The organism is Nocardia sp. NPDC059764, assembly GCF_042732555.1.
In the GTDB taxonomy this organism is placed as follows: domain Bacteria; phylum Actinomycetota; class Actinomycetes; order Mycobacteriales; family Mycobacteriaceae; genus Nocardia.
Window position 1 is genome coordinate 1 of record NZ_JBHWHH010000210.1, and the last position, 11573, is coordinate 11573.

Annotated in this window: 9 protein-coding genes and 1 pseudogene; 6 read left to right on the forward strand and 4 right to left on the reverse strand. The window is 70.8% G+C overall.

What is annotated here, in order from left to right:
* Positions 1-56: 56 nt before the first annotated feature.
* Both ACFV4K_RS31190 and ACFV4K_RS31195 read right to left on the reverse strand, forming a co-directional pair.
* Entirely contained in the window at positions 57-1181 is a 1125-nt protein-coding gene (locus ACFV4K_RS31190) for an acyl-CoA dehydrogenase family protein (RefSeq protein ID WP_379279756.1), read from the reverse strand.
* Between the two features lies 1 nt (position 1182).
* Positions 1183-2415, reverse strand: a complete 1233-nt coding sequence (locus ACFV4K_RS31195) for an acyl-CoA dehydrogenase family protein (RefSeq protein ID WP_379279757.1) — start codon at positions 2413-2415, stop codon at positions 1183-1185.
* Positions 2416-2588: 173 nt separating this feature from the next.
* Here ACFV4K_RS31195 and ACFV4K_RS31200 point away from each other — a divergent pair, with 173 nt between their 5' ends.
* The 3 genes from ACFV4K_RS31200 to ACFV4K_RS31210 all read left to right on the forward strand — a co-directional run bounded on the left by ACFV4K_RS31200 (position 2589) and on the right by ACFV4K_RS31210 (position 7450).
* Positions 2589-3017 carry a DUF1707 domain-containing protein gene (locus ACFV4K_RS31200; protein ID WP_379279758.1) on the forward strand — a complete coding sequence of 143 codons (429 nt, stop codon included), beginning with the start codon at positions 2589-2591 and terminating at the stop codon, positions 3015-3017.
* An 89-nt stretch (positions 3018-3106) separates the two neighbouring features.
* Entirely contained in the window at positions 3107-6718 is a 3612-nt protein-coding gene (gene smc, locus ACFV4K_RS31205) for a chromosome segregation protein SMC (protein WP_379279760.1), read from the forward strand.
* A gap of 93 nt (positions 6719-6811) precedes the next feature.
* Positions 6812-7450: an HAD family acid phosphatase gene (locus ACFV4K_RS31210; protein ID WP_379279761.1), complete on the forward strand. Its 639-nt coding sequence runs from the start codon at positions 6812-6814 to the stop codon at positions 7448-7450.
* A 31-nt stretch (positions 7451-7481) separates the two neighbouring features.
* Here the strand turns inward: ACFV4K_RS31210 and ACFV4K_RS31215 are convergent, their stop codons facing one another.
* A complete protein-coding gene (locus tag ACFV4K_RS31215) occupies positions 7482-8396 on the reverse strand; it encodes an NmrA family NAD(P)-binding protein (RefSeq protein WP_379279763.1) in 915 nt (304 codons plus the stop codon).
* Positions 8397-8500: 104 nt separating this feature from the next.
* Between ACFV4K_RS31215 and ACFV4K_RS31220 the strand changes: the two genes are divergently transcribed.
* Both ACFV4K_RS31220 and ACFV4K_RS31225 read left to right on the forward strand, forming a co-directional pair.
* On the forward strand, positions 8501-9268 hold the full coding sequence (locus ACFV4K_RS31220) for a TetR/AcrR family transcriptional regulator (protein WP_379279764.1): 768 nt from the start codon (positions 8501-8503) through the stop codon (positions 9266-9268).
* A gap of 174 nt (positions 9269-9442) precedes the next feature.
* Positions 9443-10360: a hypothetical protein gene (locus ACFV4K_RS31225; protein WP_379279766.1), complete on the forward strand. Its 918-nt coding sequence runs from the start codon at positions 9443-9445 to the stop codon at positions 10358-10360.
* Here ACFV4K_RS31225 and ACFV4K_RS31230 read toward each other — a convergent pair.
* Positions 10344-10733 carry a DUF2237 domain-containing protein gene (locus ACFV4K_RS31230; protein ID WP_326357779.1) on the reverse strand — a complete coding sequence of 130 codons (390 nt, stop codon included), beginning with the start codon at positions 10731-10733 and terminating at the stop codon, positions 10344-10346. The two genes, ACFV4K_RS31225 and ACFV4K_RS31230, sit on opposite strands and share 17 nt — an antisense overlap.
* 215 nt (positions 10734-10948) lie before the next feature.
* Here ACFV4K_RS31230 and ACFV4K_RS31235 point away from each other — a divergent pair.
* Positions 10949-11573, forward strand: a pseudogene (locus ACFV4K_RS31235) (signal recognition particle-docking protein FtsY); the annotation flags it as partial.

Sequence of the window (11573 nt, forward strand, 5' to 3'; positions counted from 1 at the left end):
CCACCGGAACCCGATCCGGCACCGGTCACCCCTGAGCCGGTGCGCGGGAGCGCCCGCTACGGCCGCGTCAGTGAGGCGTAGCGGGCAATGTGCTGGTCGGTGGTGCCGAACTCGTACTGGACGGCGGTCAGGCGTTTGAAGAAGTGGCCGATGGCGAGTTCCTCGGTCATGCCCATGGCGCCGTGCAACTGCACCGACTCCTGGCCGATCTTGCGGGCGGCGCGGCCCACGGTGGCCTTGGCGGCCGAGGCCGCGCGGGCCCGCTCGGCGGCGGGGGCGTCCAGCTTCAGGGTCACCAGATACGTTGCGGCCACGGCCTGTTCGAGCTCCAGCAGCATGTCCACCATGCGGTGCTGCAGCGCCTGGAAGCTGCCGATCGCGACGCCGAACTGGCGGCGCTGCTTGGCGTAGGCGACGGTGTCGTCGACCACCCTGCGCATGGCCCCGACCGTCTCCGCGCACACCGCCGCGATGGCCTCGTCCACGGTCGCGGCGATGGCCTCGCCGGCGGACGCGAGCAGCAGGGCGTCGGCGGGGACGCGCACACCGTCGAAGGTCAGGTCGGCGGCCTGACGCTCGTCGATGGTGCGGTAGGCGCGCGCGGTCAGGCCCGCGGGCGGCGCGGCCGGGTCGACATCGACGGCGAACAGCGCGATCTCGCCGTCCGCGACCGCGGTCACCAGCAGGTGGGTGGCCAGCGGGGCCGCGGTCACCACCGTCTTCTCGCCGGTGATCACCCAGTCGTCGCCGTCGCGCACCGCCGTGGCCGCCACCGCGGTGTAGTCGTAGCCGGAACGCGGTTCCAGCGCGGCGAATCCGGTCACCACCTCACCGGCGGCGATGCCCGCCAGCAGGTCCTCGGCGCGCTTGCCGGTGGCGCGTCGCAGCAGGCCGCCGCCCACCACCACGGTGTCCACGTACGGCTCCAGCACCAGGGCCGCGCCCAGCGCCTCGGCGATGATCATGGTCTCGACCGGTCCGCCCCCGATGCCGCCCGCCGACTCCGGCAGGCTCGCCCCGAGAATCCCGACCTCCTCGGCCAGGCCACGCCAGATCTCCGGCTGCCACCCGGCCCCGGTGCGCGCCGCGGCCCGGCTCGCCTCCAGGGGGTAGCGGGCCGTCAGGAACTCGGTGACGGTGTCGCGCAGCAGTTCTTGTTCCGCGGTGAAAGAGAAGTCCATGTCACAGTCCCAGGGTGGCTTTGGCGATGATGTTGCGCTGAATCTCGTTGCTACCGGCGTAGATCGAGCCGGCGCGGTCGTTGAAGTACCGCAGCGGGGCGACCGCCTGCCACTCCTCGCCCGCCACGAAACCGTCGGCGGGCGGGGTGAAGTCGGCGATCGGACCGCCCGGCATGGTGGCGTGCGGCTGATAGGCGCGGCCGCGCGGACCCGCCGCCTCCAGCGCCAGCTCGGTGAGCGCCTGGCTCAGCTCGGTGCCCAGGATCTTGAGCGTGGACGCCGCCGGACCGGGGTCCTTGCCGCTGGAAACCAGTGCGAGCGTGCGGTATTCGAGGATCTCCAGCACATCGGCGCGCAGCCGGGCGTCGGCCAGCTTGGCGGCGAAGGCGGGGTCGTCGATGAGCGCGCCGCCGCCCGGGGCGACCTGTGCGGTCGCGGCCCGCGCCAGCTCCTCGGCCATCACCTGCAGGGCCGGGGCCACCGCGCCGCCGCCGCGCTCGAAGTTGAGCAGGAACTTGGCCACGGTCCAGCCGTCGTCGATCTGCCCCAGCACGTTCGCCTTCGGCACCCGGACCTGATCGAAGAACACCTGGTTCTGCACCTGCTCGCCGGAGGTCATGACCAGCGGCCGGATCTCGATGCCCGGGGTGCGCATATCGATCAGCAGGAAGGTGATGCCCTGCTGCTTCTTGGCCTGCTTGGAGGTGCGGACCAGGGCGAAGATCCAGTTCGCCTCGGTGGCGTGGGTGGTCCAGATCTTGGATCCGGTGACCACCAGGTCCTCGCCGTCGGCGACCGCGGCCATGGACAACGAGGCCAGGTCCGACCCGGCCTCGGGCTCGGAATAGCCCTGGCAGAAGAAGACCTCGCCGGTGAGGATGCCCGGCAGGAAGAAGTCCTTCTGTTCTTTGGTGCCGAACGCCATGATCGCGTGCGAGACCATGCGAATCCCCATGGGGGACAGGTTCGGCGCTCCGGCCAGGGTGCATTCGCGGCCGAAGATGTAGTGCTGGGTGAGGCTCCAGTCGCAGCCGCCGTACTTCACCGGCCATGCCGGGGCGGCCCAGCCGCGCTCGTGCAGGATGTGCTGCCACTCCATGCTGGCCTCGTGGTCCGGGTAGACGCTGGTCGCCAACCGTCCCGCTCGGCGTAGATCGTCGGTTAACTTTTCGTCGAGAAAGCTGCGCACTTCATCACGAAACGCCAGATCAGCAGGCGACCAGTCAAGGTCCACGATGACTCCTTGTCCGAGAACTGGCACCAACCATCTCACCGCATACCCCCTGCTGGCAAATGTGCTGGCACCCGCCATCACTTGAATCCCTTGAACATTCCAATGTGGAGGTTTATCCTGGATTCACGTTCCACAATGGAATATCCGGCAGTGCCCGACCGTTAAGGATCGACATGGACATCACCACCGGCACCCGCGCCTCCGACGCCGAGCGCGCCCAGATCGCCGATCTCCTGGGCCGCCACCTGTCCGAAGGCCGCCTGGACCTCGCCGAATACAACGACCGCCTCACCAGCGTCTACGCCACCGCCACCCGCGAAGACCTCCAGCTGGTCCTCCAGGACCTGCCGAAGCTCTCGAAGACCGTTGCCCCGCAGACCACTTCGCGCACCCGCCTCCCGCTCTGGCAGCGGATCGAGGGCAGCGCCTGGCTCGGCGTGAGCCTGCTGTGCCTGTTCATCTGGGCCGCGATCTCGGTGGCCGCAGGCGAATTCACCTACCCCTGGCCCATCTGGGTCATCGGCCCCTGGGGCGCGGTGCTGATCTTCCGCGTCGTCATGGGCTGGGAATCCGCCGCCTGGAACCGCTACCGCGCTCGCTGACCCGCGACCCGGACCGCGCCGTGGCGCAGAAGGGACGCGGGGTCGGCATACTCGGGGCAATCTTCGGGGAACGGGTAGTCTGAGCCGCTGTGCACCTGAAGAGTCTGACGTTGAAGGGGTTCAAGTCCTTCGCGTCCGCGACGACGTTGCGATTCGAGCCGGGGATCACCTGTGTGGTGGGGCCCAACGGGTCGGGCAAGTCGAACGTCGTCGATGCGCTCACCTGGGTGATGGGTGAGCAGGGCGCGAAAGCGCTGCGGGGCGGGAAGATGCAGGACGTCATCTTCGCCGGCACCGCGGGCCGCGCCCCGCTCGGTCGTGCCGAAGTCACGCTGACCATCGACAACTCCGACGGGGTGCTGCCCATCGAGTACTCGGAAGTGTCGATCACCCGCCGCATGTTCCGCGACGGCGCCGGCGAGTACGAGATCAACGGCAACTCCTGCCGGTTGATGGACGTGCAGGAACTGCTGTCGGACTCCGGTATCGGCCGGGAGATGCACGTCATCGTCGGTCAGGGTCAGCTCTCGGCGATCCTGGAATCGCGGCCGGAGGATCGGCGGGCCTTCATCGAGGAGGCCGCGGGCGTGCTCAAGCACCGGCGGCGCAAGGAGAAGGCGGTCCGCAAGCTGGACGCCATGCAGGCCAATCTGGCCCGCCTCACCGACCTCACCACCGAACTGCGCAGGCAGCTCAAGCCGCTGGGCCGGCAGGCCGAGGTGGCGCGTCGCGCCGCGACCGTCCAGTCCGAACTGCGGGACGCCCGATTGCGGCTCGCCGCCGACGATCTGGTCAGCCGCCGCCGCGAACTGGAGAGCCAGCAGAGCAAGGAGGCCTACGCGCGTGAGCAGCACGTCACCGTGCAAGCCGAACTCGACGCCGCCAATGCCGCACTGGCACAGCAGGAGTTCGAGCTGTCCAAGCTGACCCCCAGCGCCGAGGCCGCCGCCCAGACCTGGTTCCAGCTGTCCGCGCTGACCGAACGCGTCAATGCCACTATCCGGATCGCGCGGGATCGCGCGCGCAACCTGACCATCGAGCAACCGACCGGCACCGGCCGTGATCCGGAACAGCTGGAGCGCGAAGCGGATCGGGTCGAGGCCGAAGAGGCCGAACTGCGCGAAGCCGTCGAAATCGCCACCGAGACGCTGGAAGCAGCCCGCGAGCAACTCTACGAACGCGAGCAGGCCGCCAAGGCCGCCGAGCAGGCGCACCTGGCCGCGGTCCGCGCCGTCGCCGACCGCCGCGAGGGCCTGGCCCGGCTCTCCGGCCAGGTCGACACTCTGCGCATCCGCGCCCAGTCCGTGGACGGCGAGGTGGCCCGCATGTCCACCGCCATCGCCGAGGCCCGCCGCCGCGGCGAGGACGCCAATGCCGAATTCGAGGCCGTGCAGGGCGAACTCAACGAACTCGACGCGGGCGAGGAAGGCCTCGACCACGCCTACGAGCACGCCGCCCAGGCCCTCGACCTGGCCGACCAGCGCGTCACCGAGCTGCGCGAACAGGACCGCGAGGCCGGCAAACGCGTCGCCTCCCTCACCGCCCGCATTGAAGCCCTCGCCATGGGCCTGCGCCGCAAGGACGGCGCGGCCTGGCTGCTCGAGCACCGCGCCGACGGACTGCTCGGCCCGTTGTCCGGCCTGATCCGCGTGCACGGCGGCTTCGAGTCCGCGGTCGCCGCGGCCCTGGGCCCGCTGGCCGACGCCGTGGCCGCCGACACCGGGCCCGCCGCGCACGCCGCGGTGCGCGCGCTCAAGGAGACCGACGGCGGCCGCGCCGCCCTGGTCTACGCCGACGCCGCGGCCCTGCCTGCGGCGCAGGCGAATTCACCCCTGCCCGGCTCGGCTCGCTGGCTCGCCGACGTGGTCGACTGCCCCGCCAACCTGCGCGGCGCGATCACCGCCCTCACCGCCGGCATCGCCGTCGCCGACGACCTCGCCGCCGCCGCGCAGGTCATCGCCGCGCGCCCGGAACTGCGGGTGGTCACCCGAGACGGCGACATCACCGGCAGCGGTTGGCTGCTCGGCGGCTCCGACCGCGCCCCCAGCCAGCTCGAGGTGCAGGCCGACATCGATTCCGCCACCGCCGAATTGGCGTCCTGGCAGCGGCAGGCCGAGGAACTGGAAGCCGCGCTCGCCGGGGCGCTGGCCGAGCAGACCGATCGCAAGGAAGCCGTCGACCACACCCTGCTCGCCCTGCACGAATCCGACCAGGCCCTGGTCGCCATCTACGACCGGCTCGGCCGCCTCGGCCACGCCGCCCGCGGCGCCCAGCGCGAATGCGACCGGCTGCTGGCCCAGCGCGCCGACGCCGAGACCGGCCGCGAGGAAACCCTCGCGAAGCTCGCCGAACTCGAGGACCGGCTGCGCCACGCCGAGAACGAACAGGCCGACCTGGACCCGGAATCCGCGGGCACCGAGACCGCCGGCTACGCCCGCGAGGAGGCCGCCGCCGCCCTCGCCGAGGTCCGCTCCATGGAGGTCGAGGCCCGCCTGGCCGTGCGCACCGCCGAGGAACGCGCGGAATCGGTGCGCGGCAAGGCCGATTCGCTGCGCCGCGCCGCCCGCGCCGAACGCGAGAACCGGGCTCGCGCCGAACGCGCCCACGCCGCTCGCCGCCAGGCCGCCGCGCTGGCCGCCGTGGTCGCCGCCTCCGCGGAGAAGATCGCCGCCGAACTCGAGCAGGTGGTGGCCCAGGCCGCCGCCCGCCGCGACGAATTGGTGCGCCGCCGTGGCGAATACGCCGCCCAGGTCGATCAGACCAAGGAGCGTTCACGCGCCCTGACCACCCAGCTCGCCCAGCTCACCGACGCCGTGCACCGCGACGAGGTGGCCCGCGCCCAGGCCGCGCTGCGCATCGAACAGGTCGAGACCACCATCTCCGAACAGTTCGGCGTCAGCCTTGACGACCTGATCGCCGAATACGGCCCCGACGTCCCCACGCCGCCCACCGCGCTGGAGATGATGGAGTACGAGCAGGCCCGCGAGCGCGGCGACACGGTCAGCGAACCGCAGCCCATGCCCTACGACCGCGCCACCCAGGAACGCCGCGCCAAGCGCGCCGAGAAGGATCTGGTCACCCTCGGCAAGGTGAATCCGCTTGCGCTGGAGGAGTTCGCGGCCCTCGAGGAGCGCTACACGTTCCTCAACACCCAGCTCGAGGACGTCAAGAAGGCCCGCCAGGACCTGCTCGACGTGGTCGCCGAAGTCGACGAGCGCATCCTGCAGGTCTTCACCGAGGCCTACGAGGACGTGGAACGCGAGTTCACCGGCGTCTTCGGTCGCCTGTTCCCCGGCGGTGAGGGGCGGCTGCTGCTCACCAATCCCGCGGACATGCTCACCACCGGCGTCGAGGTCGAGGCGCGCCCGCCGGGCAAGAAGGTCAAGCGGCTGTCGCTGCTCTCCGGTGGCGAGAAGTCCTTGGCCGCCGTCGCTTTCCTGGTGTCGATCTTCCGCGCCCGGCCCTCGCCCTTCTATGTGATGGACGAGGTCGAGGCCGCGCTGGACGACACCAACCTGCGCCGGCTCATCGGACTGTTCGAGCAGCTGCGGGAGAAGAGCCAGCTGATCGTGATCACCCACCAGAAGCCGACCATGGAGATCGCCGACGCCCTCTACGGCGTCAGCATGCGCGGTGACGGCATCACGCAGGTGATCTCGCAGCGGATGCGCGGGGAGAACCTGGTCGGCGCGACGTCGTAGATTCGCCGCGGCGTCCCGTTGAGCGGGAATTCATCCCGATGTCGGAGTGAAACACCTGCGCGTCCCATTGGGTTGCCGCTAGCGTCCGGCCCCATGAAGCGCTCCATCGCCGTCCTGGCCGCCGGACTCTCCGTCGGCCTCGCCGCTCCGCTCCCGCTCGCCCTCGCCGACACCGGATCCGCCGGGTCCGGCTCGGGCACGGGATCCCTGTCCGGCTCCGGCGGCAGCAAGGCCGACCTGCCGCCCTACAGCCAGTGGATCAGCGACGTCACCACCGTCGCCAACGCCGCCCAGGCCTACCTGACCACCGCGCTGCCCGGCGTCACCAAGCCCGCCATCGTCCTCGACATCGACAACACCTCGCTGGAGACCAGCTACCACGCGGCACCCATCACCCCGGCCATCCCGCCCATGCTGGCGCTGGCCAAGTGGGCGAAAAGCCAAGGCGCGTCGATCATCTTCGTCACCGGCCGCCCCTCGGTGATGAACATCTACACCCAGATCAACCTGACCACGGTCGGCTACCCGGTCGACGGCCTCTACGGCGGCGGCCTCACCACCGGCTCCGCGGGCGCGGGCGCGCTCGCCGACTACAAGACCGCCACCCGCGCCTCGATCGAGGCCCAGGGCTACACCATCGTCGCCAATATCGGCAACAGCGCCTCCGACCTGTCCGGCGGCCACGCCCAGCAGACCTTCAAGCTGCCCGACTACAACGGCGCGCTGAACTGATCCACCCGGACCCCGATCGAGCGCGCGCTCGTCAATCCAGCAGCGACTTCAACCGCGCCGCACCGGATTCGGCGAGCCACGCCTCGAAAGTCCGCAGGCCGGGATGGATCTCGCGGACCGCCGGGATATCGGCGTGCCAGCCCCGGCCCTCCCGGGAGAGCCGCCAGACCACACCGACCTCGGGGCCCATGGCCTCGGCGTCGGCCTGCGACGCCTCCACGTAACGGACCTGGTGGCCGGTCGCGGCGGTGATGGCCGCCGCGGCCTCGGTCATGGTGAGAGCGTCACCGGCCAACTCCAGGACCTTGCTGTGGAAGCGGGCCGGATCGTCGAAGGCCAGCTGCGCGATCACCGCGATGTCCTCGATCGCGATGGACTGGACCGGCTTGTCGGCCGGGAACAGATGCCGGTGCACGCCGTCGTTGATGCCGTCCACCGGGAAACCCACCATGAGGTAGTTCTCCATGAACCGGGCCGGACGCAGGATCGTCCAGTGCAGGCCGCTCGCGCGCAGCGCCTCCTCCACCCGGCGTTTGCCCTGCGCACCCCACTGGCCGTCCTCGGTCAGCGAGGCGACGGTCGTGAACACGATGTACTCGACACCGGCGGCGGCCGCCGCGTCGAGGAAAGCGTCGCCGCGCGCGACCTCCAGGTCGACGTCCCAGCCCTCGGGGCCGAAGGCGGCCGGCGGCACCAGGAATGCCGCACCCACGCCCGCCAGCGCCGGGGCCAGGGTCTCGGGCCGGTCGAAGTCGCCGACGGCGAGCTCCGCGCCCGCCGCGGCGAGGGCCTGCGCCGCAGCCGATTCCGGATCGCGCACCAGGGCACGCACCGACCGGCCGGTGTCGAGCAATCGGCGCGCGGTGACGCCACCCTGCTTGCCGGTCGCGCCGGTCACCAGGATCAGGTCATTCCGAGAGGACGCCAGTTTCTTCTGAGAAGACATTCTCATCCGTTCGTTCGGTAGTATTCGGGTCGGTCGACCCGGATAAGAACGCTAGGACCACCGCGTTTCCGTTGGCCAGCACCGGAAAGGACGCGCGTAACGAAATGTCCGCACCCACCAGCCTCGCCCCGAACGCCCGCGCCGACGCGCGCCGCAATCGCGCCCTGGTCCTGGCCGCCGCCCAGCGCGCTCTCGCCGACGGCGGGCTCGCGGTCTCCCTGGCCGAGGTGGCCCGCCGCGCCGGGGTCGGCGCGGGCACCGTGTACCGCCATTTCCCCACCAAGACCGCACTGCTGGAAGCCGTTATGCAGCAACGCATCGACCGGCTCACCGGTCTGGGCCACCGGTTGCGCGACGCCCCCGACGCGGGGGCCGCCTTCTTCGGCTTCTGCGCCGAGGTCATCACCTCCAGCCATCGCAACCAGGCCGTGTGCGACATGGTCAACAATGACGGCTGGCCGCGTGAACTGGTGCGCGACGCCGGAGCCCGTTTCCACGCCGTCCTCGGCGACCTGCTCATCGCCGCCCAGCGGCAGGGCTCCGTCCGCCCCGACCTCACCGTTCCCGACGTCCTCGCCCTGTTCACGGGATGTGTTGCGATCCAACGCCTGTCCCCGGACCGCGAACTGTCCCGGCCCGCCGTCCTGGTCCTGGACGCCATGCGCGCCCGGCCCCCGGCGCAGTCCGTAACGAAACGCGGGAACGCGATCGCCGCCCGTGACGAAACGGCCATCCGTGACGAAACCCCGGCCCCGCACTGCCCGATCTGCGCCACCCCGATCCAGCCGACCGGCACCGGCCGCCCCGCTCGCTATTGTTCGGCAGCCTGCCGGCAGAAGGCCCACCGCCGCCGCCACGCGGTACCCGCCTGACCTCACCGCCGACCCCCCGATGAAAGCCGTTGGGGCCCTTCGTGACCTGCGTGTGCCCAAACGGATGCGAAGGTGTGACGAGGGGGTGTAATCGGTGAAAAATACTGGTAGAAGGCCATATACGGCGTTGCGGTATGCCCCCGCGAACCGCCGGCGGGGCAGTACGCTCCCTGCGTGGTTTGGGTGTCGGCCGCGGCGTTCGGTGCCGCATGGTGGCTCGGTTTGTATCTACTGGCGCGGGATCCGCGAAAGCTGTTGTTGCGCAGAGCGGCAATCGGATTACTGGCGTTCGCCGCCGCGGTGGTGGCGGATCGGATGGCAGGGGGGAGTCCCTGGTTCGACGGTGTGCGCATCGTGCTGGTGTGCGCCCCGGTGCTGGCCTTCAGCGGTGTCTTCGTGCGGCTGCTGCCCGCCGGGGTGGAACGCGTCGACCGCTGGTGGCGGGTCGGGCTGGTGCCGCTGTGCGCGGTACTGGCGATGCCCGCCGCGGGCGGTTTCCTGCCCGCGGGCTACGTGCTCGGCGCGGTCACCCTGCTGGCCCTGCTCGGCACCATGCTGGCCATGCTCGGCCAGCAGGCCGAATGGTCCGAGGACTCACGGCGTTCCGCGGCCGGACTGCTCACCGTGGGCGCGCTGCTGCTCGGGATGAGCGCGGCGCTCATCCTGCTCGGGTTCAACGTGCTGCCCAGCACGGCCATGCTGTCGGTGACCGCCGCCGACCTGGTGGTGCTGGGCCTGGGGATCGCGGTGCTGGACGCCTACGACGAGGGTGAGGCGCTGCGCGCGGACATGACCCACTCGCTGGTCATCTCGGCGGCCACCGCGGCCGTGTTCGGCGGCCAGGCGGCGCTCACCCTGGCCCTGGCGGGGGAGCGGCCCGCGCTGGTGGCGCTGTTCTTCGGGGCCATCGCCGGTTCCATCACCCTGCAGGTGCTCAACGGCCCGCTGCACGCGGGCGCGGACCGGGTGGCGTTCGCCTCCGATCCGCGCCTGTTCGCGGCCCGCGTCGAATTGCGCAGCGCCACCGAGGCTTTGCTGCGCAAGGGCGCCGACGACCAGAGCGGGGCGTCGACGACTAGAGCAGGTCGCTGACGTCGTCGGGGACGTCGACGGCGTATTTGCGCAGCGTCTCCATGGGCACCACCTCGAGGGCGTTCTCATGGGTGGCGGCCAGCACCACGGGTGCGGCCACCCCGTCCTCGTGGGCGTGCAGCCAGCGCACGGCCACCACGCACCAGCGGTCGCCCGGTTGCAGGCCGGGGAAGTTGTTCTCCGGCCGCGGGGTGACGAGGTCGTTGCCGATCGACTTCTGGTGCTCCAGGAATTCCGCGGTCACCACCGTGCAGACGGTGTGGCTACCCAAATCCTCGGGACCGGTGCTGCAGCATCCGTCCCGGTAGAAGCCGGTGAGAGGATCGGTGCCACACTCCTCCAGCGGTCCCCCAAGCACATTTCGATCGGTCACGTCGCCGATCCTATTGTCTCGGTGTCGCATTCGCCGCTCCTTCCGCACTGTGGCACGTAGTCGAGCAGACCGGTTGGTAGATGGTCGGATTTTCGGACCAAGCCCCGGCGTGTCGTTGCATCCCACGGCCCCGTCGTGTGATATCGACCACGGCCCCCGACGCGACGGTAGGTGCGTGCATCCGACATGGCAACCACCTCTGAAAGGATGGGGAGGTGACGACTGCAGAAGTTTGGATTCTCATCGCCGCCATCGCGGCGGTGCTGCTCGTGGCGCTGGTTGCCGGATATGCCCTGAACAAGCGCCGCCGGATCTCGCTGACCCCGGAGGTCACCGAGGCCAAGGAGCTGACCGACAGGTCCGGCGGATACCAGGCCGCGAGCGGATTCAGCTTCAGCCAGGGCGCCTCCGCGCCCGAACGCGAGCAGGTCCCGGCCACCAAGAGCAAACCGGTGCCGCTCCCGCCCGAGCGCACCGACGACGAGGGCCAGCCGCACATCGGTGACGACGCGGCCATTCCGCGCGACTCCGGCAAGCGCAGCATCCACGATGTGCGCCTCCCGGAACCTGTCCAGGGGCCCGAACCCGCCCCGGCCGCGGAGTCCGTCACATCCGTCGCGGCCGACACCGAGACTGAGGCCGACGCCGCCGCGACCGAGGCCGATACCACCGCGAGCGCCGCCGCGGAGACCACTCCCACCGACGCGGCAGTCACGCCCGCCACCGATGCCCCCGCCGAGTCGACGGACGACGCGGCCCACGCCGCGGCGGTCGAGGCCGCCGAAGCCGCCGGGGAGATCGCCGCGGGCAAGGCCGCCGGTGATGTCGCCGAGCAGCCCC